This window comes from Eikenella glucosivorans, assembly GCF_016025525.2.
Lineage (GTDB): Bacteria > Pseudomonadota > Gammaproteobacteria > Burkholderiales > Neisseriaceae > Eikenella > Eikenella glucosivorans.
This window is the reverse complement of record NZ_JACSGR010000004.1, coordinates 14,061-39,382: the sequence shown is the minus strand read 5'-3', so window position 1 is coordinate 39,382 and position 25,322 is coordinate 14,061. Positions and strand designations below refer to the sequence as shown.

Below are 25,322 nucleotides of genomic sequence, written 5' to 3'. Positions count from 1 at the left end.
CCTAGCCCTCCGCCGTTTGTGCGGCAATGCGGATGTTGACGCGGGTGCAGCGTGCCCACTGATCGGGCTTGACCACGGTCAGCGGCAGGTTGTGCAGCACCACGTTATAGACACCGGCCACTTTCAGCGCACTCATGATGTCCAGCGGCACGATGTCCAAACCGAGCCGACTGCGGCGGGCGGCTTCATACACTGCCCATGCCTGTTCGGCCGCCGCTTTGGCGGTGCGGGCATCGGTGCCGGTAAACAGGGTCAGCTCGGCGTCCAGCGTGTAATCGACGGCGGTCGGGGCTTTGACCACCACCGTATCGCACAGCGGGCGGCGTTTCTCGGCCGATAAGGCAGCCTGAATCTTGCCAATCAGCTCGGCATTGGGCAGGCCGTCTTTGGCCAGCACGGTTACCGCCACCCGCCCGCCTATAGGCTGGCCGCCGCCATCGGTATCGTTGGCCACGTGCACGTCCACCACCGCCGGGCTGGCCTGCCGCGCCCAATATTGGTAGGCACCCACTGGCCCGGCTACGCTAAAGCTCTCCGGTGCCAGCAACACGCGCTCGCGGTAGGCTTCGTCGCCTTCAATCTCTACGCCGCCAGCGGAAACGGTGGCGTTGCTGACGGCCACATCAATTGTCGGATGCAGCCGCTCGGCCAGGCTGTTGATTTGTCCGACCGACCAGCCGTTGCCGACTGTGCCGGTTTCGGTGCATTCGGCGGCCACTTCGGCGCTGCTTTGGGCGGCAGTCAGCAGGGCAGCTTCAGTGGTGACAAAGCTGGTCTGTCCGGCATTGACCCGCGTGCCCTTGGGTACGGCAATTTGTTCCGAACCGCTCAATACCGCAGTAAAGCGCAGGGTGGTCAAGGCAGGCTGCGCCTGCAGGCGCGGGGTGGACACATCATCGCCGCACAAGTCCAGCATCAGGCCGGTGGCAAAGCGCGGGTGCTGCTGTCGGTAGGCTTCATTCACCTGCTGGCGCAGCAGGTGCTCGCGGTAGGCAAAGGTGTTGATCAGCAGCCGTTCGATGTGCGCCGGCTGCAATACCTTGCCCGCGCGCTGCTCGTAGTCGGCAATCATGGCGGCCAGGCTCTGTGCCAAGTCGTCATCGACAATCTTGACCTCTTCGCGTTTCAGTTTGCTCAAATCCATTTTCAGGTAGCCTTTATTGCAATATCGGTGCGGTAGATTTCGCCCGCCACTTCATCTGCCACCCGCCAATGCACGGTCATGGTGATATGCGGGGCATGGCCGGCAAACGTGACCTGCTCGACCAGCGCGCGCTTTTCCCACGTCTGGATGGCCAACACCACTTCGCGCACGGTGTTGGGGATAAATTCGTCTTCCGGGTAATCGATGTAGTCGAACCAATTGCTGCCGAAATCCGGCCGCAACACGTCGCTACCCTTGCGGGTGGCGAGGATGTTTTCGATGCACTGGTTGATGTCGTCAAGGTCTTGCACGATGTCCTGCCCGCTCGCGAGAGGGGCGGGCTGCCAGTGGCGGCTGCGCGGGGTGGTCTGGGTAGTCATGGGTTTATTCTGCCTGCGCGGTGGCGGCGGGTCTTTTAAACGGGTTTAAAAAACAATCCCCGTATCGGGCGGGATACGGGGATTGTGCTGCGGGGATTGTCCGCGGTCTTGTAAAACGTTTTCAAAAATCAATCAGCCGGCCTGCATGCTGCCGGTGGTGCCGCCGGAGTCGCCGGGGTGGACGTGGCCGGACACGCTGATGCCGTTGAGGATGATATCGCCGTTGATGCGCACGGTGCCTTCGATGCTGGCGGTATCACCCCCGCCGCCGTTGGAAGCGGTCAGGCCGGCGGTGTAGGTCAGCATGCCCTTGACTGTGGTATTGCCGGTAATCTCCGTTTCCGGCGACTGAACCTCTACCTTGGCGGCGGCCTTAACCACCACCTTGCCCGGGGTGTCGACGGTTACCTGGCCGTCGGCTCTGTTATGGCTGATGACGGTGCCGTTGCTGAATTTCCGTAGCCACATATTCGCATCGGCAGCGGGCGTGCCGTCCTGCTCGTTGTAGATGACACCGAGGCACACACCGCCCTCGCCACGTGCGTCCAGCAGGCAGACGGCCAGTGCGCCGGGGTCGGGCAGCGCGTAGAACTGGTTGCCGCCCGCGCCCAGGCTGACCACCGGCAGCCAGTCGGTTTGGATGTCGTCCAAAGTCGGCACGGTGACGCGCACCGCGTGTTTGGCCGCGTCCACGGCCGAAACCGTGCCGAATTGCAGGGTGGCGGTAAAGTCATGGGTTCGCATTTTTGGCTGCCTGTTTTTTGGGTTGGGTTGCGGCGGCCGGCTGCGGCGGCTCGTCCGGCACGTATTCGACCATTTTGACCTCCAAATCGCTGGTAAAGCCGCCGCCGCGGCGGATTCCGTGCCGCGCCTGCTTCACGAGGTATTTGCCGCTGAACTTACCGAAGCCTTTGAGCTGCACGGTCTGCCCGGCCACCAGCTTGGCGTTGCCCACCAGCGAAATATTGCCGGCCACCTGAGATTGCTGCGCGTCGTTCAAGGCGGCATCGGCACGGGCATTGACCTGCGCCTGGCTCTCGCCGCGGTTGGCCACGATTTTGAGCGTGTCGCCGCTGCTGGCGCGCTTGCCGCCCGGGCGCAATGCGCGGCTTTGTCGGCGGGTGCGGCGCGTGGTCTTGCGTTTGGCATCGTAGCCGCTCACCACCGCTTCCTGCGGTACGCCCTTAATCAGGTCACGCAGCCTGAAGTTTTTGATGTCTTCCGGCAGCAAGACCGCCACCGGCTTTTGCTCGGCTAGCGCGTCGTTGGCTTGGAAGACCAATTGGCGGCCAACGATTTTGAAGGTGTGGCCGTACTCTTTGGCCAAACGGGTCAGAAACTCCACATCGCGCTCCTGATACTGGGTCACGCGCTCGATTGGGATGTGCCGGATGGTGCCGGTTACCTTCAGGTGCAACCGTCGGGCAATGCGGTGCACGATGTCGGCCAGCGTGGTGTGCTCGTAGGCACGGCCGCGCTGGGTGCGGTTGGATTTGGTGATGCCGGTGGACAGCGCTTTCAGGGTAATCACGGACGGCGGGTGCTGGTACTCAATCTCGGCCAGCTCCATGCTGCCCAGCTTGAGCATGCCGTTAATCTGGTCGCCGATTTCCAGGCTGATTTTGTCGCCCTGCTCGGGATACCACTTTTGCCGCCAGCGGCCGTCCACGTCTTCCAGCTCCACCTGCACTTCGTCCGATTGGCCTTCCAAGTAATCGGTGTAGCTCACCGATAACAAATAGGGCTGGATGTCGCTGGTAATGTCCTTTTGCTCGTATTTGATGATGACCTTGGGCAGGGTCACCGGATGGCTGGCCGTGCTGTTCAGGCTACCTGAAAGCAAGGCACCCAGATGGAGGTTAGGCATCTGCATCGTCGTCTCCGTTATCGCCGCGCAGCCACGGCGGCATGTCGGCTTGGGTTTGGGGTTTGGCCGGGATAACCGGCACGAACACGGTCAGGTTGGCGGCGAACTGCTCGGCCGCCGGCAGGTGCGGATTGGCGGCAATCAGGCGGGAGATTTCCAAGGGGTTGCCGTAGTATCGCCAGGCAATCAAATCCCAGCGGTCACCCTCGCGTGTCAGGTGTCTTAATACCGATTCGCTCATTTCGTCCCGTCCTTTCTGCCGGCCAGCCACGCGGTCAGGCTTTGCGCACCGCGGGCGCCGTTGTTCAGGCTGTCGGCGGCAGCGGAAACGGCGGCCATGCCGCCTTCCAGCCAGCCGCCCACCGTGCCGCTTTGTGCACCGTTGCGCAGCGCGGCCAAACCGCCGGAGAGTTCGCGCGCCGCCTGCCCGCCGTAGGCCAGCATCTCGGCCGCACCGGACAGGTTGCCGATGTATTTGCCGACTTCAGGCAGCCTGTTCAATTTACCCAACGCCGTGCCGCCGAGATTGACCGCATCGCCCACCACGCCGAACAAGGCCAGCGGGTCGTGTTTCAGCTCGCGGGCATGGGCAATCAGGGTTTGCAGCTGGCCGACCTCTTGTTCCACACTGCGGTAGATGCGCACGCCGGTCTGCACCGCATCGGCCAATTTGGACAAAGGGGCACGCACCGACTCGGGCAACATGGCGAGCAGCGGGTTTTGGCCGTTGGCCACGCCCGGGGTCGGCAGCGGGTTGTTCGGGTCGCCGACAAACTCGGTCAGGCTCACGTCCAGCTCGCGCGCGGCGGTGCGGCCGCGGCCATCCTGCAACAGGGTGCGGGCGGTCAGCGACTCAATCACAAACCAGCCGACAAAACGGCCGGAGCCGAACACCAAGGACACCGCCTGCTGTGCCTCTTTGGCCGCAATCAAGCCCTTGTAGGCCGCGTCCACATCGCCCAGCTTCCAATGCAGCTTGATGCCGAAGCGTATCTGCGTCAGCTCGTTGCCCATCGCCTGCAACCTCGGCCGCCCGGCCAGCACCTCATGCTTGGCATAGCTGGCACCGTGGGCCTCTTCAAGGTCGGTAAAGCTGCCCAGCAGCTCGAAGCGTACCTCGCCCAACATGGCAAACATCAGTAAGCCCTCCTAGCCTTATCGGCCATCAGCCGTTCAAACAATTGCTCAAACTCGCGCAAGCCCATCTGCATGGCTGCCTGAATCTGCCCCGCATCGCCGCCGGGTGCATTGATGGTCGGGTTGAAATGCACCGTAATGCCGCCTGCCGCAGCCGTGCCCTGCCGTGCAGCAGAGAGTTCGGCGCTGTTGGCGGCCATTGAAGCGGCCAAGGATGAGGTGTTGTTGGTGAAACGCTGTTGCAAATCCGAAGCCACAGAGCCGATGGCGTTAAGCGGGCGGGAAGCGCCGCCGTCGATACCCAGCTGCAAGCCCTGCATCATCCAGCCGCCGAAGCGCCTGAACAGGCGGCTCGGGGAGTGGATTTCGTTGCGGATGGCAAACTTGGACGAGAACCAGCCGGCCACGCCTGAGAACCATGCCTTAACCTCTTCAAACTTGGCTTTTAAGCCGTTCCACAGACCGCTGATGATGTTTGAACCGAACTCCGTGAACTTGCCCGGCAGCTCAATGCCGAACCACGAGAGGACGGCGGCAAAGGCCGAATAGAAGGCACCAATGGGTGACCAGTTGAGGATCAGGCCGAGGATGCCGAGCAGGCCGCCGTCGAAGGCGGTTTTGATTTGTTCCCAAGCCGAGCCGACCAGCGAGAAAATGCCGTCGAAAATCATGCGCCAGCCGTCTAGAATCATTGGGCCGATATTCAGAATGCTGCCCAATATATAGCCGATGATATAGCCGAAGCCCTGCGCACTTTCCGAAGCCTCGTCATTGGACGAAAAGAAATCCGAAAAGAAACCTTTAACCACATCCCAAATCTGTTGCCAGCCGAAAGCAATCATTTCCAACAGTGGCAACACCGGCCGAATTCCGTCTTGAATACCGTCCCACAAGCCGATAAAGAACGACTTCACCGCACCCCAGTTTTTATAAATCAGGAATGCTGCGATGGCGATGGCGGCAATGGCCGCACCGATCGGATTGGACATGGCCGCCATACCGACTGATGTCCAAATACGCTGCAACCACATCATGGCGCCGCCCAAACCGCGCACCCTGCCGGCCATCGATAAAAAGCGGGAACCGGCCACGCTGACCCGGCCGATACCGCGTTCCAACAAAGACATGGCACCGCGCGCCTGGCGGGCGGAAAAACCCATGATGCGTAAGGCCGTTGCCCCGCGCCCCATCCTCAGCAGGCGGAACACACCGTTAAAGCGCAACAACGTACCGTGCAGCCCTAAAAGACGCTGCACCACCCCCAAACCGGCACCGGCCACACCGTTAAACAGCAGACGTACGCCGAGCGAGGCCGCCTTAACGCTGACCAGTGCCACGGCAATCTTAATCAGGGTATGAATCAGCTTTGGATTGGCCTGTGCCCATTCGGTCATTCTGTAAACCACCGGCATCAGGCTTTTGAGGAAATCATTGATGCCCGGCAGCATCACGCTGCCCACCGTAATCCCTAATTCCATCAGACTGTTTTTAAACAGCCGCAGTTGGTTGGCAGTTGTTGCCGAGCGGTTTTGGAACTCGCGCTGCATAGAGCCCATGTATTTCAACTGCCCGCCGGCATCGGTTTCGCTCAATAGGTTCAGCTGCCGGTTGTACTCTTCCATCGAACCGGTCAGCAGCAGCACGTCGTCGGCGTAGTTGCGGCCGAACATCTTCAAAAGCAGCGGCATCTGCTGCTCTTTCGGCAACTGGCGCACACGCTGCAAGAAGTCGGAAATCGCGCCCTGTGCGTCTTTATCCATGGCGGCAGCAAAGTCTTTGGTAGTCAGCCCCAGCTGTTTGAGTTCGTCATCAAACTTGCCGACCCGCGCTAAAGAAAAGGCCGTTACCATGCCCTTGGTGGCTTGTGCCGCCAACTCCGGCGCCTTACCCATACTGAGGAAGGTACTGCCCAAGGCTGCCCCCTGATTGTCGGTCAGCCCCAGTTGTTTGATGTCACTACCGACCCGGGTCATCACATTGACGATATCGGCAGCCTTGGAGTTGGTATTGTCCGACAGATAGTTGATGGCATCGCCGAACTCCGACATGGTTTCAATCGGCCGCCGCAACACATTGGACATAGTGGCCATGGCCTCGCCGGCAGTACCGGCCGACATATCAAAAGCCACCCCCATCTTGGCCGCATCTTCGGCAAAGCCAATCAGTTTTTCACGTGCCACACCGGATTGGCCGCCGGCAGCCACGATAGCGGCCAACTCATCGCCGGCCATCGGGATGGAACGGGTTAGGTGCAGAATATCCCGCTCCATCGCTTTAGCTTGCTCGGGCGTGTCGAAATTGACCACTTTGCGCACATCAGCCATGGCTGATTCAAATTCAATCGCCAGCTTGATTGGTACGGAAACCACACCGACGGCGGCCACCGTACTGAGGATTTCCGACTTCAAACTGTCGCGTACCGAGCGGTTGCGTTGGATAGCGGCATCAATCCTGCCGCGCTGATTTTGATTGCGCCGAATCCGGCTCATGGTTTCGCCCAAACCATCATACTGCCGCTGCAGGCGGCGCAGTTCTGACGAACCTTGGCGGCTGCTGTCGCGGATTGCCCGACCCAGCAGCAACTGTTCGCGGCGCAACAGGGTAGTGCTGCGCCGCACAAAATCCACCCCGCCGCCGACCGAGCGGATAGCGGCAATCGTGCTTCCTATAGCAGCACCGATCTTGACAACTATTGATAACTCGGCAGACATGTTTTACTATCCTATAAACCTAGACAGGGAAAGGAGAAAGAAATGGCAGTCATCGTTGCTTTGGTTGTATTGCTCGCCTTCGGCACCCTGCTGCTCGAAGCCGTTGGCATCGTGCTTGGCATGGTTTGGCTGGCCGTATCTTTCTGTTTGGATATTTCCGCCGCCCGCCGACTGCGCCGGCGCTGGCAGCAGCGCGAAGAGGAGGAGGAACAGGCTCGCTTTAGCGAACACCGCCGCCCGTATGACGAACAGCGCAGCCGGGAAAACCTCGCCTATTGGCAGCAGCGTTTGTCTGAGCAATAATCACAACCCTTTCCGGTAGCCCGCCTTGATTTGGCGGGCTGCTTCTTTTTGGAAGTCAATGAAGTCTTCCATGGTCAAATCGTCGATGGCCTGTATCGGCCAGCCATACCACCACGCCACATCCGCACAGGCCGCCAGCAACTGTGCCGCCAGTTCGGCATGGTCAGTCGGCTCGGATGGCTGAGGCCGGTTTTTCCTGACAGTAGCGAAACCAGTCTTGAATCTGCTTGTAATCGCTCAAATCCAGCGCATCCATGTCTTCCGGCACCAAACCGGCCAATCGGGCGGCCAAGGCAATCTCCTGCGCGGCATCGCCTTCCAAACGGCTGACTGCCCGCAGATCGGCTACTTTGGCGCGCCTCAGGGTCAGGCTGTCCAGTTGGCGACCGTCGGCCAAAACAACCGGCACATTCAATGTAATCGTGATGTTCATCCCCAAGTCTTCCTGTAATTTCTGTGCTTCGTTCTGAGCCATTTTTGCAATCCTTTTTCAAAATCGGCCGGGCGGCGCGGCCGGAATCAAACCGCCGGTGGTAAATAAAAATCCCTACATCTGGATTGATGTAGGGATTTTGCCTGTGGGGCTGTCCACGGTCTTTTAAAACGTTTTCTAAATTAAGCCCCGATATTGCGCCGGTAGGTCTCTTCCACGTCCACGCCGTCTACGCGGTATTCGTTGGTAAATGTATTGATATACAAAGTCTCTCGACCATCTAGCACTTGGCGGATTTCTGTGGTCTGGTAGGTGCTGGAAAACTCCGCCTTCTCCTTCGGTTTGAATCCGCCCAAGGCGTTTTTACTGAAGGTTGCGGTTACCATTGTCACCAACGGCACCTCTTTCACGCGTCCGGTAGTATCGTAGGTTTCCACATCGGCGCGCACCATTAATTGTGCAGCACGGTATGGATTGGCAGCACGGCGTCCAACTTCCGGGAAAAAACTATTCCATGTGATTTCCCCTTCTAATGCTGCCATACCCATCGGTAACTTAATCGTGCCTTTGATGCCTAAACCCTTGAATTCATCCTGCTCGAATTCTACTTCCGGCAATTTAAACTCAGACGCTTTACCTAACAAATTATTGCCGTCAATATAAACATTGGCATTATAAATAGCGGTAACTGCAGTCATTACTTACTCCTTACTTTTATCGTTGGCTGACCAAGTTGGCCAGATATTTGCGGGTCATCACGCTGGCATTGCTGATGCGCTCGGCCGGCAGCTTGGGCGTGTATTCGTACTTAATCGGCACTTGGCCTTTACTGAAAGCATCCACCAAGTCGTAGTCGTAATCCAAGTCTACGCTGTAACCGACGATGGATTGCAGGGTGCCCAGATAGGTGCGGATGGAGCCGAGCAGGCTGTCAATCAGGGCATCGTCAATCGGGCGGTCGATATACTGCAATTCGAAGCGGCGGATGGATTCGTCGATCACGTCGCCGGTGCGTTGCGCCACCTCGAAGTTTTTGATGTGGCTGACGGTCGGGAAGCAGGCCAGGCGGTTGCCCCAGAGGCGGTAGCCGGTGCCGTAGCTGTTGAACACCGTGGTAATGCCTTTTTCGTTGAGGCGGTTGGTGTCGCTCTGCGGGTCGTCGGCGCGGGCGGTCAGCGGCATTTCGATGCCGGTCACGCCCAGCAGGTCGCGGTTGGACGAGCTGTACCAGTAGCCTTGTTCTACGTCGGTCTTCATACGCAGGCCGGCAGCGTGGGTAGCCAGGCTCTCCACGCCGAGCAAACCCAACACATAGGGATAGAACAGCATCATACGGTCGCTGGAGGTTTGGAAGTTGATACTGCCCAACGGGCCACGGCCTTCGATGGCCTTGCTCAGGGTGGTCTGCTGCGGTGCTGCCGCATAGCCGATGGCCTTAATCTGCTCGGCCAGCACTTCGATGGCGGCGCGGCATTTGGCGGTCTTGTCGTACTCCGGCACGATGATGATTTTGGCATCGGCGCCGAAGCGGTTGAAGCCTTCAATCACCGCCTGCAGTCCGGTGCGTTTGCCGGTGGCGGCCACATAGGCGCCAATGATCTCTTCTTCGGTTACCTTGGACGGGTCGGTGTAGGTATAACTGATGGTCGGCGCGGTGGGTTTGGTTTTGAACACAATCTCGCCGAGCAGGGCATCGGTAACGGTGTAGTCGCTGCCCTCGTTCAGGGTATTGCCTCCGTCTTTCACGGTATAGCCTGCCTGCAAGGCCGGATGGGCGGTGCGGGCGGTCAGGGTGTCAGCATCGACCGTCAATGCCTCGTCGGCCACGCTGCTCTTATGCTTGGCCGGGTCGCACACATTGACCACATAGGCGGTGCCGGCCTTGTAGCGGGTAAAGATATTGGCGGCGTCGGGCAGGGTAAAGCCTTTGCCGGTCAAGCTGCTGCCGAATGGCAAGAAATCACGGGCGGCGGCGCATACGGTCAGCGTATTGACCGCACCGGCTGGAGCCGTGCCGACAATAGCGGTAATCGCGCCGTCGGCGGTGTAGATCGGGCTGGTACCGCCGTCGATACGTTTGGTTTCCGTACCGTGGTGGAAAGCTGCGGACATAATAATCTCCTAGGGTTTGGGTTTGATATCTGGGTTGAGCGGCTGGCCTTGCTGCCGCAGGTACAGGCTGCTGACTTTGGGTCGGGTATCCGCCGGGCGGCGTTCGACCTGCTGGGTTTCGGTTTGGGCAATCAGCTGGTATTGCCATGCCCCGCCTTCTTCAGCCAAAAACTGCTCGCTGATTAAATGGCACGGCTCGCAGTCGGGCGGGCGGTAGCCGGTGATGGCCAGCCGCAATGCGTCGAGCAGATCCAAGGCTGCACCGTCATGGTTCAGGCCGCGCCCGAACACGGTCAGCGCCAGTGTGACGTCGCGCTGCTGGCCGATTAGGCCGAGGCCGTCCGGGCGGGCAAACTTGCTGCCTTGATAACCGACCAGCACCGCGCCCAGCGGTGCCATAAAGCGGTAGCCGGCCGGGTCGTCCGGAAACAGCTCCACCGTGTAGGCGGGCAGCTCGGCGGCCAAGTAATCGCGCACGGCAATCAGAATCGGGCGGGTGGCAGACATCAGTAGCCTCCCCAGTTTTGCTTGGCATTGCCGCGCACCCGGTAGGCACCGCGCTCGGCCTGCGGCCGCTCGGTATCGCTGGCCAGCTCGTCGGCACGCACGCCCAAATGCAGCTTGCCGTCGCGTACCTGCACCAAGAGCTTGAGCGCGTTGTCGTAGGCTGCCTGCAAAGGTTTGGGGAAATCGGCAGTGTTGATGCGGCGGGTATGCAGCCAGTAGCGCGCGATGTCGCTGCACACCGGCCGCAGGATGCTGGGTACCGGCTCCAGCGGCAGGGTGTAACGACCCATCAGGTAGCCGTCGGCAATTTCGCAAGCATAAGCGATGGCTCTATCCACCACCGCCCAGTCCGGCTCGGTGCTGCCGCCGATATCGTTGGTCAGTTGGGTCAGCTCGGCCAGGCTGACGGCAGCCTTGATGTCTTCGCGCGTGATGTACATGGCCTAGTCCTTTTTGCCTCTGCCGCGTGCTTTGGACTGTTCTTCAGGCTGCTCGGCAGATTCTGCCGGCTGTTCGGTTTCAGCTTGTGCCGGCTGCTCTGTCTCGGCAGGCGCGGTTTCGGCCTCAGCCGGTTGTTCGGGCTGGGTCGGTTCGGCAGGCGGCTGTTCCGGCACCGGTGTTGTGCCGTCCGGCTGGTAGCCGGATGCGTCCAAGTCTGCGTCCGAGATGCTGCCTGCGGTCACATGTGCGGCCACCAGCTCGTACTGCTCGGGGGTCAGGTCTACAGCTTCACCAGCTTCGACACGGAACTCCTTGCCATCGGCATCAGTCAGAATCAGCGGGGTGTTGGCGATATAGGTTTTAATCATGGTCAGGCTCCCAGTTTGATGCGGATGACTTCGTTGGCGCCGACGGCGGCGTCCAAAGCGCGGCCGAGAGTGACAGCCGAGGCGGCCTGTTTTACCGCACAGCCCTGCGCGTCCGAAGCCACGGCATCGCCTGCGGCCAATGCGCCGCCGGATTCCACCAGCACAATGCCCAGTGCATCTACGGCCAAACTGTCGCCCTGGTCGGCGTCGTATACCGACACGCCTACGGCGGGCTGTCCGGCGGTAGCCTGTTTGCCTTCAAAGTTCACGAAACGTTTCTGTACGATGGCGGCTGCCGCGATGATGGTTTCGGTCAGCACAGCCTTTTTGGTTTTTGCCATTTGTCTTGCTCCTGTATTTGGCGGGCTACCTGAATTTTCAGGTAGCCTTTCGGTTGATTTAAGCCACCACGTCTTTCAGCAGGTAGCCGCATTTGCCGCCGGTTACCACAGCTTTTTTGATGTCGGTGTAACGTACATATTCGACCTTGCCGCCCACGCCTTCGTAAGTGTCGATGAAGGGCAGGCCGCTGCGGCGGAAGGTATAGCCGAAGCTGGGGTTGCCTTCGTCTGCCGGCTGTCCGGCGCTGTTGGCACCGCGGATCTGCAGGCTGACATGGTTGCCCCACACGTTGGCAAATTGGCCGTTGGCGGTCAGGCGGCTCTCGCCGATGATGATGTCTTCCAGTTCGAACAGGTCTTTGAGGATGTCGAGCGTAATGCGTTTTTTATCGTTGGCACCCAGCTGTGCCTGCAGCTTCGGGTGGTAGCGCAGGTGTTTCAGCACGCCCGCACCAATAACCATGATGTTCGGACGCAGACCGACCGCTTCAGCGATTTTGTCCTTGGCGGTATCTACGTCGGCGAGCGGGTTGCTGTTGGCTTGATCGCTCCATTGACTGGTGCCGCTTAAGGTTCTGACGTGGCCGGAGGCGTAGCTGGAAGCGTTCTGCACCAAACCGGCCACGATGACTTCGTTTTTCAGCAGCACGCCGTCTTTCACTCGGCGGGCGGCTTTGGCCTTCTGGCTGAAATAGGCTTCCTTCTCGGCGCGGTAGTCCACGCCGGCAGCCAAGTCGTGCTCTTCCAGCGTAACGGTTTCCCAGCCGTTGCCGTCCAACACGATTACATTGCTGTCGGCACCGATGGCGCGGCGGGTTTCGTATTCCTCAAACGCGGCTTTGCCGTGGGTGGGGAATTTGACGATTTCGGCTTCCACCGATACCACCGGAAACACCGTTTCGGCGATAAAGCGGTTGGGGGCGTAGCCCTGCGCCACAGTGGTCAGAATGGGGGAAACGCCCTGCAGTTTTTTCAAATAGTTTTGACTCATGGTGTCAGTCCTTATTTCATGCAGCGGAATACTGCTTGTTCATAGGAAATGCCTTCTTTGGCCGCTAGTGCCTTGGCGCGTTGGTGTAATTCCAGCTCGGACGGGTCGGCATACTCGGCAAAGTCTAGACTGCCTGCCGTTTGCGGTTCGCTGCCGGCGGCTACATGTCCGATCGGCAGCTGCTGCGGCAGCACCGCCGCCAAAAACTCGCGCAGCGCAGCGCCCAGCGGCTTCGCCGCCTCGCCCTCGCCGAAGTCGGCGGTGGTGTGCTCGGGGTGCTCGGCAAAATCCAGCACCTGCACCACCAAGGCTTTGTCGGCAGGTTTCAGGCGGCCTTCTTTCACTAAGCCCTCGGCAAAGTCGGTGTTTTGCTGGTGGGCGGCATCGCGCAAATCTTTTGCCTGCTCATCCTGCAGCTTCTGCAATTCGGCCTTGGCCTGGGCGGCATCGGCCTCCGCCTTCTCACGTGCGGCCTTTTCGGCAGCCAGTGCGGCGGCTTGGTCTTGTTCAGACATGGGAGACTCCTTATGGTCGGTTGGGTTGGGGGTGGGAGGGGGATCGGCAAACAACACCGGGTCGGGAGGCAGGTCGGGCCGGGCGGCCATTTCCTTGATGCCTTCGATTTCCCAGTCCGGCACTACCTTGTCGGCGGCGTCTTGGCCAAACTGGGCAATCAGCCATTCGCGCATATTGCGCCACAGCCGGGCGGCGATACCGTGCGCCGCCTCGGAAAACTCCACATACACCTCGCCTTCGGCAAAGTTGATGGCGGCAAGGCCTTTGACCGCGGGCGGCTGAGCACCCAAAAAACCGACATGGCGCAGTGACCAAACGCCGGGTTTCGGGTTGTTCGGGCTGTCCGGCGGGTAAAAACTGGCCGACACCTTCTTGTAGCGTCCGGCCTTCACTAATCCGGCAAAGTCGTCATCCACCTGTGCGAAATCGGCAAACAGCACGCCGTTCTCGGTTTTCAGGCCACTGATCCAGCCGAAGGCCGGGTCGTCGGTTTTGGGATGGCCGACCACAATCGGTGCTTCGTGCAGCTTCGGGTCGTAGGCCGCCACAGCCTCAGCCAAATCGGCCGCGCTGATATTGACCTGTCGGCCGTTGTTGTCGGTATGCGTACCGGCTCGAAAAATCTCAAACATAAAAATCCCCGCATCGGTTGATACGGGGATTCTGCTCGCGGATTTGTCCGCGGTCTTTTAAAACGTTTTCAAAAATGCGTTGAGCCTAAAAATCTGAAACCGCCAAATTTGCGTTTTTAGCGCGTTTGGCGGTCAGGATAGGCAAACATACCAACTTTCAAAAAGACATCGGTCAGGCGATTTCCTGACCGACTTAGTGCGCGATTCAGACTTATTGTTCCGGCGTACCAAACAAGTCGGCCTGTTTCTCGGCGAGTATCTGCCCGCGCACTTGGCGAATAATGCCGTACAGCCGCTGTCTCGTTATTTGGTATTTTCGTGCCAGTTCATCGTGATTATAGCCGGTAAACTCATCGTAGATTTTACGGTTACGGGCTGCAGCGCGGGCGGAGATGTTACGTGGTATGTAGATATTCTCCCCGCTGAAGGTATCCAAGATGCAGTCAACCGCCTCTTCCGACAATTTTTCTGCCTCTTCCTCAGACAGTCCTTTGTCCACCAACAACCTGACCCACGCATCAAATATGGCGGAAGCCAGCTCGTTATATTTGTCTACCATTATTCCCTCCCTTTATCTGCCACCCGTTTTTTCCATTGTTTCAGGTGCTCAATCACCCGCGAAGCATCGTCCACGCTCAGCCAGCCCTGATAGTCCACGCCGGTCATGCGGCTGACGAAACGAGCCAGGCTCAATTCGCTCGGGCTGCGTACCGCGCCCAAGCGGTGCAGCTCCAACCACAGGGCACGGATTTTTTTGATTTGCGCATCTACCCCGGCGGTGGCCTCGCGCACAGGAATGTCCGGCTTGCCACTCTCGGCCTGCGCCTTGGTGGTGACCACGAAGCCCTGCGCCTTCATGCCGCGCAGCGCCAGTTCCAGCTCCTCCAACGACAGTTTGGTGCTGCTGGTCTTGCCGCCCGATACGTTGGCCAGCAGCCTGCGGTAGGCAGCATCGTCCAGCATCAGCTGGTTCTTGGCCACGTGCAATAGCTTAATCAGCCGGGCTTTCTTGTGGGCTTTGGGTTCACGCATTTGGACTCTCCTAATATTCCACTGATGCCGCCGCACTGTGGCAGCGGCATGGGTTGAACATCACGCTTTAACCAAGTCTTTGAGCTTCTCGTTCGGTGTGAACTTCACTTTGCGTTTGGCCGGGATGTCGACCGGTTCGCCGGTTTGCGGATTGCGGCCGGTACGCGCGGCCGTCTCGACCACCTTGAACGTCCCGAAGCCGGGCAGGGTTATCCGGTCGCCTTTGGCCAAAGCCTCCGTGATACTGTGTTGCACGGCCATCAGCGCGATTTCGGCATCGGCCCGGCTCAATTCGCCGTGTTCGGCAATGGCTTTGATTAACTCTGATTTAGTCATGGTTTAACTCCTGTTTAAATTGCGGCAGGCCGTGCCGCTCGGTATTACTTACTGGACGGTACACGCCCGGAACTCCTTGCCGGTTACCGCCTTAAACTCCTGCTTAATCAGCTCCATCGCAATCAGGCCGAGATTTTGCGCGATGCTGCCGCTGTCTTCTCCCGGGTCGGGCAGCCGTTCGTCTGACGTTATTTTCAGCATGACCCCGCGCGGGGTGTCGGCAATCATGATGGTTACGGTGGCCATATCGTTACTCCTGCCAACCGCCCATCAACTCAACCAGCTCGCCGATTAAGGCGCTCAGATTGGCGGACACGATGAGCTGCGAAGCAGCGGCCAAGTCGGCGGCATTGTCGCCGTGGTTTTCCGCCGCTTCCTGCAGCACGTCCAAATACTGGATACGTTTGAGCGTGAACTCGCTGGTTAGCACAAAGGCAACCCGCTCGTCCCAAACCAAGCCCAGCTCGCTCACTATCTTGCCGCAGCACACATGGCCGGCCACTTCCTCGGCTGTCAGGTCTTGCCGTTTTATGCGTATCTCCGGCGGCACATCACCCGCGCCTCGCAATGAGGCAATGTCGTCCAGCTCAAAGCGTCCGGCGGCATGGCCGCGCAACAGCCATTCAGTCATCAGTGCCGATGGCGTTTGGCGGGTATGTACCAGCTGGGCTTTCAAGCCGCCCAAGGTTTCGCGCAGTTTAGCGAGCAGGTTTTCCGCTTTGGAGGCGGCGGCGGTGTCCACCAGCAACATGCCGTCGGCAAAGAGTGCACGGGTATGGGTGGCGCGGACAAAGGCTCGCGGCAGCAACTCATCGGTTACCTGCTCCTTCAATTCCTGCCGTTCTTTGCGACCGATCGAACGACCTTCCTGCTGCTCGATACGTGCCACCCGTTCGCCTACCGCCCGCTGGATGACACTACCCGGCAATACCTTCTCCTCCCGCCTTAACGCAATCCCCATCGTTTGTTCAACCTTAAAGACCAATTCGGGGGTGAAGCTCTGCGGTGCGGCAAAACCCTCGGTAAACCAATCTAACCCACCGCACGGGGCAAAGGGTGCGTCGGCCAATTTATCGGCCAGCAGGGCGGCATTCGGGGTTTCAGGTAGCCTGAACACGGTACATTGACTAAACCACATAATTACACCTTCGCGATATCCAAATTCATCAAGCGATACTCGCCGTTGGCATCGCGCTCGTGTACCCGCACAAAGGCCTTGCTGGTATGCACCTGCAGGCTGTCGCTCAATGCATCCATCGCGCGTTGCCATTTCTCGTCGCTGATGTCCAGACGGCGCAGCCCCAGCACGCGGGCGGTGCTGATATTGCCGTCGCGGTCGGTGGCGAAGGCGGCGTTGATGATGGCCAGCAGCTCTGGGCGGCTGCCTTCCGAGTATTCGCGGATACATTCGTCAATCAGCACTTTGGCAGCGGCCAGCCCTTCATCGAATACCAGGGCATCTTGCATTGCCAGCTGCACGCGGTATTGGCCGTCGAAACTGTGCAGGCGGATATTGCCCTTCTTGCCGCCCAGCGAGGTGCCGTACTGGTTGGCGGAGAGTTCGGCAAAGGCCGCAATCTCATCCATCGCCCAGCGGCGGTATTCCTGCAATTCTTCCTGTACCGCGCGGGCGCGGGCGGTAATCTTCTGCACCAGCTCGTCGCGCAGCAGGTCAATCGGGCGGATGTTGGCAATCGGCACCAGATTGCCGCGTGCGTCCTTCTTGTATTGGCTCATATCAATTTGGCTCATCTTCATTCCTTCCATCGTCTAAAAATCGGTTTCGTTCAATCATCTTGTCGGCCAGCATGCCTAACATTTCGGCCAAACGCTTTTTGTTTCTGGCTATTTCCTCTTCCGTCCACACCTTTTTCGGGGCTTCCAGCTGCGGCGGGGGCGGCACAGGCGGGATGCAGGCAATCAGCATTTTCGGGGTCGGCCAGCGGTCTACGGTTGCCCATAACGCGCCGAAGGCCTGTCGGATGCGCGGTACGTCGCGCTCGTCGTCCCAGGCGATCGGCAGCGAATCGAAAGCGGCAATCCATGCCTGATACGTCCCGTCGGCCGCATCGAGCGGCGGATGCCCAGGCAACCGCATGGCGAACATGTGCTGGATGCCGGACACCAAGGCATTGTTTACTTCTTTGGTCATCATTTCGGATCATCATCGCTTAAACTTCTCACCGGCTGCGGCCGCTTGTAGGGTGCTGCTGGCCGTGGTCTGTTGTTGCGGGTTAAGGCTGCCTGAAAGGGCGGTATCCGCTGCCGGAGCCAAGGATGCGCCGGCGGTTTTGTCCGGCGTCCAGAAGGTCAGGTTTTCCAGCAGGAAGCCGTGGCTGGTCAGGGGCGGGGTCAGCTTGCCGCTGTCGCGGGCTTCGATAACGCGGTTAAACGCCCAAACCCAAGCCTCGCGCGGCGCGGGGTAACTCTGCCGCTTGCGGGTAATCTCGCCCGCCTGAATCAGCGGTACCAGCTCGCCCAGCAGTTTGGCCGCCCGCGCCCAGCTCAGGTCGCGCTCGCCCGGGCGGAACAGGCCGAGATAGCGCAGCGCGGCTTTGGCCAGCTCGTCGGAGATACCGGCCAGCGCCACCATCAGGCTGCGGGCGTCATCGTGGGTCAGCAGCACTTCGAGGCTGGCCACCGCACCGCAGGCGGGACAACGGGTTTTCATGGCTGCTCCCGGTCGATAAAGATGTCGTCGTATCGGTTGACGACAGCCATGACCCAAACGCAGGTTAAAGCCAGCGCACCAATCAGCACCAACAGGCTGGATATGATGCCGGCCAAATACCACAGGAATTTGGCTATCGCTGCCATTGCTTCAATCATTTTCTTGCTCCCTATTTTCCCAATCGTTTTAACTCTGCAGTTTTGCCAAGCGGCGTATCCAGTCGAACACCCTCTCCGGCATCCCTACCACGCCAATAATCGTCCGCTAGTTTTCTGGCCATCTTCACATCCCGCAGTTTTGCGGTAGAGAATTTGCCATACTTAGTCGCTTTATATTGTTGGATAAGTCCTTTTTCTTCTCCGCTCATAGCAAAAGCCCGAACAGCACTTCGCACTTCAGATACCCAACCCCTGCAAAACTCATTGGCGCGGGCGGTTTTGTTTTTGGCGATACGAACCCGAGACAAGGTGGTTTTCATGTACTCCCGGCGGGCAGCCTTCAATTGGCGTAGCAGCACTTCATACGCATAAGCCGCCAACTCCGGTCGGCCGTGGGTACCACAAAATACAACCTGCCCGCCGGAAAAATCGTGATGCACCCAGCGGTCGCAGCCAAAGGCATTGCCGCACAGGTGGATCAAATCCCAGTGCCAGCTCGGCAGGGTTTGGGCGGATTTGACTCGCTGCTCACCCACATCGGCCAATGCGATATCTGCATCCTCCAAACCGAACTGCGCCATCAGCTTCTGCGCATGTTTCAAAGCTTGTGCTGCCTCGTGTTCGTTGGCAGACTTACTAAGTGCCAAGCATTTTTTAATTTTCTCCAACGCTGTTGCTTTATCCATCTCATTCCCCTACGGGTTCTAAAACCACGCCGCGCATCCGCTCTTGATCGCTCATGCGCTCGTACACTGCTACCGCTTCGACGGCCTCGCTCTCGGCCTGCCGCTCTTTGGCTGCCAGCCGTGCCGCTGCCGTATCCGGTTGTCCCACCAGCTGCCGATGGGCGGCAGGCTGCGGGGTACAGCTGCCGGCCATGGCGGCATAGGCCACTGCCACGATGGCGGCAATCAACCAGTTCCGAGCTTCGCGGCGGGCAACGTTTTTTAATTCCGACCACATGGTTGTTATCCTTTCCAACTGATGCGGATATAACGCACCGCTTCGCCGATACCGATACCGATGATGACCAGCGCCAGCGCCAAGGTCAGCGCGTTGCCGAGCACCTGCCAGCAGCTTGCCTGTACAAACCAGTTCCAAAATGCACTCATCTCACACCCCCCTTACCATGTCGCCGTCCACCGGCATCTGCAGCTCGGCCGCCTGATTCATTGCGGCACTGACTAGGTTATTGACCGCCAGCGGGTAGAGCAGGCTGTGCTCTTCCATCCCGCGCCCGCTGCGGCCGCGCACCGTCAGCCGTTCGGCCACCGCGTCAATCGCGCTCTCGTCCATAATTTTGGCGATGTCACCGCCGGCGCGTTCGATTTTGTGTTTCAGGTAGCCTGCCAGCCGTCCGTCGGTCAGCGGCAAGAGCGTCACCACCTCGCAGCGCTGCACCACTTCGCGCACCGCCGGGTTGTTTTCGCTGAGCTTCTGCGCCAGTTCGGTCTGGCCGATCAGTACGATGCCGAGCAGGCGGTCAAAACCGTTTTTGAGCTCGAAGAAGCGTTTCAGGTGCTTCAGGGTGGGAATCGGCAGGCCGTGCGCCTCCTCAATCATCAATACATGCTTGTTGCCCGCTTTGGCACTTTCCTGTAATGCCCTGTGAATTTGGCGGAAACGTGCCTCCGAATCGCGGTAGGGTCGGGTGCCGGGCGATACGGCTTCCAAGATGGCGGCGGCAATGTGCGCGGCTTTCAGGGTTTTGCCCTTCACATCGTTGTCTTCCATCGCCAGCACATACGGTTCGATGGTGATAACCTGCCTGCCTTCGCGGTTGATGCGGTCTTGCAGGTCTTCGCGCAGGGTGGACTTGCCCGCGCCGCTTTCGCCGACCACCGCCACAAAGCCGCCGTGGCAGGCCGTCTGAAACATTGCCTCGCGCACATAGCGCACATCAGGGGTCATATACACGTCTTCCGCGCTGCGGATTTCGTCGTTGAACGGGTCGCGTACCAGGCCGAAATAACGGCGGGTGGCTTGGGTCAAAGTGGCTTTTCGTAGTAACATAGCGTCGTCCTCGCTTTCATTAGGGTGGGCAGGTGCGGTTTCCGGTTCGTTTTCCAGACATTGCGGAATGTCCGCACCATTCGTTTCAAAATACTGCTTCAAACTCTCGCGCAGCTCGGCTGCGCCTTTTTTCGGCCATTCGCCGTGGTTGATTACCGCCACCAACCTGGGCTTGCTGCAGCCGATTTCGGCGGCGGCCACGGCGTACGATTTGCCGATTTTTCTAAATGCTTCCTTCATCTCATGCCCCTTTCACAATCCGCAGGCTGCCTGCGGTTTTCAGGCGGCCGAATACTTCTTCGATCTGGCTGGCGGCCACCCCGTCCGGGTACAGCCGTTGCAGGGTTTTTACCGCCTCGCCCCAGTTGCCGCCGGCCGCTTCGATGCGCGGTTTTAACAGCTTGGCCAGCTCGACCTTGCTCAACACCTGCTCGCGCACTTCCATCGTGTTGTAGGCCATCTGTTGCCCTTGCTTGGGCATATACAGGGTGTTGGCGGCGGCCAGCGTGTCTTCCTGATGTTTGAACGGGTCGATTTCGCCGCCGAAGGGCACCGCCTTGCCTTTGCGTTTGGCCGCTGCCGCTTCCAGCGTGTCGGTCTGCATCGCCAGCTTGTCCAGTTCCTTGGCGTGGCTTTGTGCGATGGTGTCGGCCTGCCCTTTGTATTCCGCACCGATGACGGCGGCATCGGCTCTGAAGCCCATCTCGTCGAACACCACCTCCGGCACCGCCTGCCAGATTTCGTTGCCTTCGCTGTCGTAAGTGGCGATACGTGCGCCGGTCGGCTCCCACGGGTTTTTGGCCACCAGCAGTTTCTGCCCCACCAGCACGCCCTTGATGTCTTTCACGCTGTACACCCGGCCGCCGAAGCGGATTTCCAGATCGGGCGACACCTTGGCTTCTTTCGGTGCGGAAACGGCCAGCTCGCGGCAGTAGTCGGCAGGCGGCGGTAGAATCAGCTGCTCGGCCTTGATTTTGTTCCATGCCTGATAGCGGGTCAGGCCGTGCCGGCTGTGAATCTGCGTGCCGTTGTAGTAACGCATCCAGCGTTCGGCCAGTCGGTTCAGCTGCCCGATGTCGTGCACCTCGGTAAAGCGCAGGCTGCTTTCAAACGCCGTTTCCACAATGTCGTTGCCTTTTTCCACCTGTCCTTTGGCGCGCGGGTTGCCCGGCTTGTTGATCTGCACATGCACGTCCAGCGACTTGCACAGGTTTTTAAACGCTACTGAGGTATTCGCACTGCCCGGGTCGAGCATCACCATGCGCGGCACGCCGCGGAACGGGTCTTTCAGAATGTCCGCCTTCTCCTGCATCATGAAGATAAAGAAGTCGCACAGGTTGGCGCTGGTCTCGCCACCGAAGTAGTAGCGGGCGAGAATAGTGCCGCTGGCGTGGTCGGTGCCGGTGTAGCGCCACACACGGTCGTTTTCGATTTTGACCACGTTTTTCGGTTTGTTTTTGTAGAACTCTTCCTGCTTCATTACCCGCAGGCCGCTGTCCTCGCCGCTGCGCGGCAGGTAGTAGAGCACGCACAGGCTGGGGTCGATTTGCCAGCAGTGGTTCGGGTGCTCCGATTTCATGCGGTTCACCGGCGCGGGCTGCAGCAGTTGGTCGGGATGCAGCTTGTATTCGCGCAGGGCGCGGGTAACCGTGCTCTCGGACAAGGGCAGCACCTCGCCCGTCTCCTCATCCACGCGGGCGGCATCGATTTTGCCGTTGGCGCGCAGCATCTCCACCGCACGGGCGACCGACATCAGCCGTTTGCCGTTGCGCCGCATCGCCTCCATCAGCACGGCCGAAATCAGCTGTGCCTCGTGCAGGCTTAATTCCGAGCGGCCGGCATCGCTGCGCCGTTTGCGGCTGGGCTTCACACTGACCGCTTCCAGTTTGCGGTACAGCGTGGCCACGCTGATGCCCAGCTCGGCCGCCTGACTTTTCAGGTAGCCTGCCTTCTCGCCGTGGCCGAGGGTGGCTGCATGAGCGGCCACGGCAGCCAGTTTCTCGGTCAATGCAGGGTTCATGGTTTACTCCCCGTCCAGCCATTCCGGCTTGGCGTTGGTCGGTGCTTCCTGCGGCAGGGTAAAGCGTTCGCGCAGGGTTTCGGCATCGCGGATGATTTGGTTGATGGCCGCCACCATCTGCGGGCGGTGGTCGTAGCCGTTGGCTTCGCCGTGTGCCAGCATCTGTTCGAAGACCTCGGCAAAGCGGCTCAAGTCGCTGCGGGCGGCCACTTCCAAACTGGAGAGCTGCATGGTCAGCTCGCTGCCCACGTCTTCGGGGCTCGGCTCTTTGCCCGTCTGCTTCTTGGCCAGTTTCTCGGCCAGCTCGTCCACCTTCTTGTTTTTGTCGGCGATGATTTTGTCTTTGGCCTCGGCGGTTTCGCGGCTCTCGCGCAGGGCGGCGCGGAGTTCGTTGCGGGTCATGCGGTCAATGTCATCTAGGGTCATACCGTTTATCGAACCGCCGTCGGCCAGCTCCTGCAAGTCCTCGTCATCCTCCGTCATCAATTCAAACAATTTGGATTTCCCCAGCGTGAGCAGTTTCGGTTGGGCTTTTAGCAGTTGCGGCGAGCAGAATTTCACGGTTGCCTGAATCATCTTGCGGGCGGATTCGGGGGAAATACCAAACTCACTCTTTACTGTTGCCTGGAATTTACCGTGCGGCATATGCTCTTTCAGCACCACCAGCACCCTGCCGAATTCAAAAAATGCCTCTTGTGCCTCCCTGAATTTCAGCCGCCCGCGTTCGATAAAGACCTTTTCGTCATAGACTTCGCCGTCCGCCCACAGCCGCATGATTTCGCTGCTGTGTATCATCGCGGCCTGTTCCGGTTTCGACGGCTCGGCATCCAAAAATTCAACTTCCGGTGTCATTTTTCATCCTTCCCAAAATGCTCGCTGGCGAGCGTTTTCAAATTTCAACTTTTTGCCAAAACGGTCGCCAGCGACCGTTTTCAACCCTTAAAATCGGCTGCCGGCTTCCAACCGATAGCTTATTTCTTTCAGCCGTTCCTGCAGCTGATCATGCTGCTGTCTGAACCGCTCTGCGATTTGCAGAGTGCGCATGCTGTAGGCGAAATTGCCGTTGTCCAGCTTCATCACCAGTCCTTCCTCAATCAAATCATTCAGATCTCGACTCACATACACCGGCGAAATACCAAGGCTGTCAGCAATCTCCTTATTGCTGATGCCGATAATCGGATGGGCTTTTAGTGCCTTAAATACTTTTAAAATCCGCGTGCCTTTACCACTTGCCATATCAATCCTCCGGTTGCTCTTTCAGTCCCAATTTAATCGCCGCCTCGTGCGCCATGCCGCGCCGGCCTTTCAGTTGGCCGCGCAGCAGGTGCTCCACTACCGTACGCTCGAAGCCGAAATATCTTGCCCATGCGCTGCGGTTGATGCCGTGCCGCACGAAGTACCGCTGTGCCGACTGTGTTGTCTGCGGATAGGGCAGCGGCAGAAATTTGTCATGTTGCTTACTCATTTAGTGCCTACCTGTGTTAATCTGTGCTAATCGTTTATTCCAAGGAGTCCCGCGCCATGCATATCGACAATGCCCCTGGGTTTTCTACTGCCGAAGAACATATTGCCGAGCTGTACCGCCGGATAGATGGGTTAAATGACCGTATTGGGAGTCTCGACTTGGTGTTCTATCCCATTTGCCTCGCCATCCGTTTGCAGTCTCCCCTTTTCTTTGATGAAATCACGTCCGGAATGGAAACCGTCCATCAACAGAAAATAAAAGAGGCGGCGGAGGCGGATTCTCCGATTGATTCTAATAAGGTCTACGCTTTGGAACGCCTCTTAGCGACAGCCAAGCTTGTTCGAGAGAGTGCCGGAAATGTTCAATCCGAAGTTGCCGCTGCCGGGAAGCCAGCCGGATAAAAGCCTTTCTTTTCCGGCTCAAGGCCGCTTGGATTTCCTGACGTATGATTCGACGCAATTCTTGTTCGGTCATTTTTCGTCCTTTTCTGTGTCGGATTGGTTTTAACTGTGGTGTTGCGTGTATATTATACACACTTGCGTATAAAGTAAAGAGGTTTTTGATGCAATCGCGTATAAAATCTAGACTGCTGCTTGCTTGCAAACAATTAGGAATAGATAAACCAAAGGATTTTCAAGCTGCTACAGGCTTTCCTTATCGGACTGCACAAAGTTACCTAAATGGGACGAGAACACCGAATGCGGAGGGCTTGGCGGAAATTTGTACGCGATTGCGTATAAATCTAAACTGGCTGCTGACAGGGATAGGCGAACCCTTTGTGAGCACTACGCCGCCGGCATCGGTAAAATTAGCCCCGGCGGCTGCCGTGCTGCGCGAGCCTCAAGGGGCTTATCATGTGGAAGCGCCGTTAAACGAGCGCGAAAGGCAGTTGTTGGAAGATTTCCGTTCGGCCAACGAGCAGGGGCAGAATGCGATTGAGGATGCAGCCAAAGCGATGGCGGCAATCGCGGCACTTGCGAAAAATAAAGTAGGATGAAGAGATGAGAGCTTTGCTGATAGCTGTTTTGCTGCTGCCGTTAATGGCGGCCGCCCAAACCGTTTCCTGCCGGGTGGTCGGAGTGTCCGACGGGGATACGCTGACTTGCCTGGCTGCGGGCAATCAGCAGATTAAAGTGCGCCTGAACCAAATCGACGCCCCTGAAAAAGGCCAGGCCTTCGGGCAGGCAGCCAAACGGAAGCTGTCGTCTTTGGTGCACGGCAGGCAGGTGCAGCTCCGAACCGAGGGTTTGGATAAATACGGGCGCACTATTGCAGAGGTATTTTCAGGTAGCCTGAATGTCAATAAAGAGATGGTGCGGAGCGGCTATGCTTGGGCATACCGCGAATATGTGCGGGATAACGAATATCTGCGCTTGGAAGAGCAGGCGCGCCGCGCCAGCCGTGGGTTATGGTCGGAGCCCAACCCCATTTACCCCAGCGAGTTTCGGCATGGTCGCCGTGCCGGCACGGTATCACGGCAAATCCTGCCACCGCATGAACCGCGCCGCAATAATCAGGGCGGCTTCGCTTGCAACGGCAAACGCTTCTGCCGCGAAATGACCAGCTGCGCTGAAGCCCGCTTCTATCTCAGGCAATGCGGCGTAGGCCGCCTTGACCGCGACGGCGACGGCGTCCCTTGTGAAAGCCTGTGCCGTTGATTTCCCGCATTTTCGGAAAATGAATTAAAAGACATTGGACGAATTTTTCTGATACCATCCTAGAAGCGGCGGCGAACGTATTTTTG

At 58.7% G+C, this 25,322-nt stretch carries 38 protein-coding genes; 4 read left to right on the top strand and 34 right to left on the bottom strand.

Annotated features, from left to right (window positions below):
* Position 1: 1 nt before the first annotated feature.
* From H9Q10_RS05725 to H9Q10_RS05695, 7 genes are all read right to left on the bottom strand, one after another.
* Positions 2-1,144, bottom strand: a complete 1,143-nt coding sequence (locus H9Q10_RS05725; protein ID WP_197903044.1) for a baseplate assembly protein — start codon at positions 1,142-1,144, stop codon at positions 2-4.
* Positions 1,145-1,146: 2 nt separating this feature from the next.
* The gene (locus H9Q10_RS05720) at positions 1,147-1,524 is read right to left on the bottom strand and encodes a GPW/gp25 family protein (RefSeq protein ID WP_197903043.1); all 378 of its coding nucleotides are present in this window, start codon (positions 1,522-1,524) and stop codon (positions 1,147-1,149) included.
* Between the two features lie 132 nt (positions 1,525-1,656).
* Positions 1,657-2,268: a phage baseplate assembly protein V gene (locus H9Q10_RS05715; RefSeq protein WP_197903042.1), complete on the bottom strand. Its 612-nt coding sequence runs from the start codon at positions 2,266-2,268 to the stop codon at positions 1,657-1,659.
* Complete coding sequence (locus H9Q10_RS05710) at positions 2,255-3,397, bottom strand: phage late control D family protein (protein ID WP_238480148.1); 1,143 nt, start codon at positions 3,395-3,397, stop codon at positions 2,255-2,257. Before H9Q10_RS05710 ends, H9Q10_RS05715 begins: the two co-directional genes overlap by 14 nt.
* Positions 3,384-3,632 carry a tail protein X gene (locus tag H9Q10_RS05705; protein ID WP_064087614.1) on the bottom strand — a complete coding sequence of 83 codons (249 nt, stop codon included), beginning with the start codon at positions 3,630-3,632 and terminating at the stop codon, positions 3,384-3,386. The genes H9Q10_RS05710 and H9Q10_RS05705 overlap by 14 nt, the downstream gene beginning before the upstream one ends.
* The gene (locus tag H9Q10_RS05700) at positions 3,629-4,528 is read right to left on the bottom strand and encodes a phage tail protein (RefSeq protein WP_197903041.1); all 900 of its coding nucleotides are present in this window, start codon (positions 4,526-4,528) and stop codon (positions 3,629-3,631) included. The genes H9Q10_RS05705 and H9Q10_RS05700 overlap by 4 nt, the downstream gene beginning before the upstream one ends.
* Entirely contained in the window at positions 4,528-7,239 is a 2,712-nt protein-coding gene (locus H9Q10_RS05695) for a phage tail tape measure protein (RefSeq protein ID WP_197903040.1), read from the bottom strand. The genes H9Q10_RS05700 and H9Q10_RS05695 overlap by 1 nt, the downstream gene beginning before the upstream one ends.
* Before the next feature lie 42 nt (positions 7,240-7,281).
* On the opposite strand from H9Q10_RS05695, the gene H9Q10_RS05690 reads away from it, so the two are divergent.
* Positions 7,282-7,542: a hypothetical protein gene (locus tag H9Q10_RS05690; RefSeq protein WP_064090617.1), complete on the top strand. Its 261-nt coding sequence runs from the start codon at positions 7,282-7,284 to the stop codon at positions 7,540-7,542.
* On the opposite strand, the gene H9Q10_RS05685 is transcribed toward H9Q10_RS05690, so the two are convergent.
* From H9Q10_RS05685 to H9Q10_RS05555, 27 genes are all read right to left on the bottom strand, one after another.
* On the bottom strand, positions 7,543-7,662 hold the full coding sequence (locus tag H9Q10_RS05685; protein WP_338082306.1) for a GpE family phage tail protein: 120 nt from the start codon (positions 7,660-7,662) through the stop codon (positions 7,543-7,545).
* A gap of 43 nt (positions 7,663-7,705) precedes the next feature.
* Entirely contained in the window at positions 7,706-8,017 is a 312-nt protein-coding gene (locus tag H9Q10_RS05680) for a phage tail assembly protein (protein WP_064090619.1), read from the bottom strand.
* A gap of 140 nt (positions 8,018-8,157) precedes the next feature.
* Positions 8,158-8,673 (bottom strand): phage major tail tube protein, encoded by a 516-nt coding sequence (locus H9Q10_RS05675; protein WP_197903039.1) that lies wholly within the window; start codon positions 8,671-8,673, stop codon positions 8,158-8,160.
* A 16-nt stretch (positions 8,674-8,689) separates the two neighbouring features.
* Positions 8,690-10,087: a phage tail sheath family protein gene (locus H9Q10_RS05670; RefSeq protein ID WP_197903038.1), complete on the bottom strand. Its 1,398-nt coding sequence runs from the start codon at positions 10,085-10,087 to the stop codon at positions 8,690-8,692.
* A 9-nt stretch (positions 10,088-10,096) separates the two neighbouring features.
* Positions 10,097-10,594, bottom strand: a complete 498-nt coding sequence (locus H9Q10_RS05665) for a Gp37 family protein (protein ID WP_197903037.1) — start codon at positions 10,592-10,594, stop codon at positions 10,097-10,099.
* Entirely contained in the window at positions 10,594-11,034 is a 441-nt protein-coding gene (locus tag H9Q10_RS05660) for a DUF1320 domain-containing protein (RefSeq protein ID WP_197903036.1), read from the bottom strand. The genes H9Q10_RS05665 and H9Q10_RS05660 overlap by 1 nt, the downstream gene beginning before the upstream one ends.
* A 3-nt stretch (positions 11,035-11,037) precedes the next feature.
* Positions 11,038-11,403, bottom strand: coding sequence for a hypothetical protein (locus tag H9Q10_RS05655; protein WP_197903035.1), 366 nt, complete (start codon positions 11,401-11,403; stop codon positions 11,038-11,040).
* A gap of 2 nt (positions 11,404-11,405) precedes the next feature.
* Positions 11,406-11,744, bottom strand: a complete 339-nt coding sequence (locus H9Q10_RS05650; protein ID WP_067524697.1) for a DUF2190 family protein — start codon at positions 11,742-11,744, stop codon at positions 11,406-11,408.
* A 58-nt stretch (positions 11,745-11,802) separates the two neighbouring features.
* On the bottom strand, positions 11,803-12,735 hold the full coding sequence (locus H9Q10_RS05645; RefSeq protein WP_197903034.1) for a major capsid protein: 933 nt from the start codon (positions 12,733-12,735) through the stop codon (positions 11,803-11,805).
* A gap of 11 nt (positions 12,736-12,746) precedes the next feature.
* Positions 12,747-13,883 (bottom strand): 2-oxoacid:acceptor oxidoreductase, encoded by a 1,137-nt coding sequence (locus tag H9Q10_RS05640; protein WP_197903033.1) that lies wholly within the window; start codon positions 13,881-13,883, stop codon positions 12,747-12,749.
* A 211-nt stretch (positions 13,884-14,094) separates the two neighbouring features.
* Entirely contained in the window at positions 14,095-14,442 is a 348-nt protein-coding gene (locus tag H9Q10_RS05635; RefSeq protein ID WP_067524703.1) for a Mor transcription activator family protein, read from the bottom strand.
* Positions 14,442-14,915: a regulatory protein GemA gene (locus tag H9Q10_RS05630; protein ID WP_197903032.1), complete on the bottom strand. Its 474-nt coding sequence runs from the start codon at positions 14,913-14,915 to the stop codon at positions 14,442-14,444. Before H9Q10_RS05630 ends, H9Q10_RS05635 begins: the two co-directional genes overlap by 1 nt.
* A 60-nt stretch (positions 14,916-14,975) precedes the next feature.
* A complete protein-coding gene (locus H9Q10_RS05625) occupies positions 14,976-15,251 on the bottom strand; it encodes an HU family DNA-binding protein (protein ID WP_067527810.1) in 276 nt (91 codons plus the stop codon).
* 48 nt (positions 15,252-15,299) lie between these two features.
* Positions 15,300-15,497 (bottom strand): hypothetical protein, encoded by a 198-nt coding sequence (locus H9Q10_RS05620; RefSeq protein WP_197903031.1) that lies wholly within the window; start codon positions 15,495-15,497, stop codon positions 15,300-15,302.
* A gap of 4 nt (positions 15,498-15,501) precedes the next feature.
* Positions 15,502-16,389, bottom strand: coding sequence for a recombination-associated protein RdgC (locus H9Q10_RS05615; RefSeq protein ID WP_197903030.1), 888 nt, complete (start codon positions 16,387-16,389; stop codon positions 15,502-15,504).
* Between the two features lie 2 nt (positions 16,390-16,391).
* Positions 16,392-17,003: a DUF3164 family protein gene (locus tag H9Q10_RS05610; protein ID WP_179946230.1), complete on the bottom strand. Its 612-nt coding sequence runs from the start codon at positions 17,001-17,003 to the stop codon at positions 16,392-16,394.
* The gene (locus H9Q10_RS05605; protein ID WP_064087595.1) at positions 16,990-17,406 is read right to left on the bottom strand and encodes a hypothetical protein; all 417 of its coding nucleotides are present in this window, start codon (positions 17,404-17,406) and stop codon (positions 16,990-16,992) included. The genes H9Q10_RS05610 and H9Q10_RS05605 overlap by 14 nt, the downstream gene beginning before the upstream one ends.
* 9 nt (positions 17,407-17,415) lie before the next feature.
* A complete protein-coding gene (locus H9Q10_RS05600) occupies positions 17,416-17,922 on the bottom strand; it encodes a hypothetical protein (RefSeq protein WP_197903029.1) in 507 nt (168 codons plus the stop codon).
* Positions 17,919-18,080, bottom strand: coding sequence for a hypothetical protein (locus H9Q10_RS05595; protein ID WP_197903028.1), 162 nt, complete (start codon positions 18,078-18,080; stop codon positions 17,919-17,921). The genes H9Q10_RS05600 and H9Q10_RS05595 overlap by 4 nt, the downstream gene beginning before the upstream one ends.
* A gap of 11 nt (positions 18,081-18,091) precedes the next feature.
* Complete coding sequence (locus tag H9Q10_RS05590) at positions 18,092-18,766, bottom strand: DUF2786 domain-containing protein (protein ID WP_197903027.1); 675 nt, start codon at positions 18,764-18,766, stop codon at positions 18,092-18,094.
* A gap of 1 nt (position 18,767) precedes the next feature.
* Positions 18,768-19,043, bottom strand: coding sequence for a hypothetical protein (locus H9Q10_RS05585; protein ID WP_197903026.1), 276 nt, complete (start codon positions 19,041-19,043; stop codon positions 18,768-18,770).
* Positions 19,044-19,048: 5 nt separating this feature from the next.
* The gene (locus H9Q10_RS05580; protein ID WP_023888069.1) at positions 19,049-19,192 is read right to left on the bottom strand and encodes a hypothetical protein; all 144 of its coding nucleotides are present in this window, start codon (positions 19,190-19,192) and stop codon (positions 19,049-19,051) included.
* Between the two features lies 1 nt (position 19,193).
* Complete coding sequence (locus tag H9Q10_RS05575) at positions 19,194-20,333, bottom strand: ExeA family protein (protein WP_197903025.1); 1,140 nt, start codon at positions 20,331-20,333, stop codon at positions 19,194-19,196.
* A gap of 1 nt (position 20,334) precedes the next feature.
* Complete coding sequence (locus H9Q10_RS05570; RefSeq protein WP_197903024.1) at positions 20,335-22,113, bottom strand: DDE-type integrase/transposase/recombinase; 1,779 nt, start codon at positions 22,111-22,113, stop codon at positions 20,335-20,337.
* A gap of 3 nt (positions 22,114-22,116) precedes the next feature.
* A complete protein-coding gene (locus H9Q10_RS05565; protein ID WP_197903023.1) occupies positions 22,117-22,965 on the bottom strand; it encodes a hypothetical protein in 849 nt (282 codons plus the stop codon).
* 87 nt (positions 22,966-23,052) lie between these two features.
* Positions 23,053-23,349, bottom strand: a complete 297-nt coding sequence (locus H9Q10_RS05560; protein WP_197903022.1) for a helix-turn-helix domain-containing protein — start codon at positions 23,347-23,349, stop codon at positions 23,053-23,055.
* A gap of 1 nt (position 23,350) precedes the next feature.
* Positions 23,351-23,578 carry a DNA-binding protein gene (locus H9Q10_RS05555; RefSeq protein WP_009425435.1) on the bottom strand — a complete coding sequence of 76 codons (228 nt, stop codon included), beginning with the start codon at positions 23,576-23,578 and terminating at the stop codon, positions 23,351-23,353.
* Between the two features lie 56 nt (positions 23,579-23,634).
* On the opposite strand from H9Q10_RS05555, the gene H9Q10_RS05550 reads away from it, so the two are divergent.
* From H9Q10_RS05550 to H9Q10_RS05540, 3 genes are all read left to right on the top strand, one after another.
* Positions 23,635-23,979 (top strand): hypothetical protein, encoded by a 345-nt coding sequence (locus H9Q10_RS05550; protein WP_197903021.1) that lies wholly within the window; start codon positions 23,635-23,637, stop codon positions 23,977-23,979.
* Between the two features lie 161 nt (positions 23,980-24,140).
* Positions 24,141-24,575 (top strand): helix-turn-helix domain-containing protein, encoded by a 435-nt coding sequence (locus H9Q10_RS05545; protein WP_197903020.1) that lies wholly within the window; start codon positions 24,141-24,143, stop codon positions 24,573-24,575.
* A gap of 4 nt (positions 24,576-24,579) precedes the next feature.
* The gene (locus H9Q10_RS05540; RefSeq protein WP_197903019.1) at positions 24,580-25,236 is read left to right on the top strand and encodes a thermonuclease family protein; all 657 of its coding nucleotides are present in this window, start codon (positions 24,580-24,582) and stop codon (positions 25,234-25,236) included.
* The last annotated feature ends 86 nt before the right edge of the window (positions 25,237-25,322 follow it).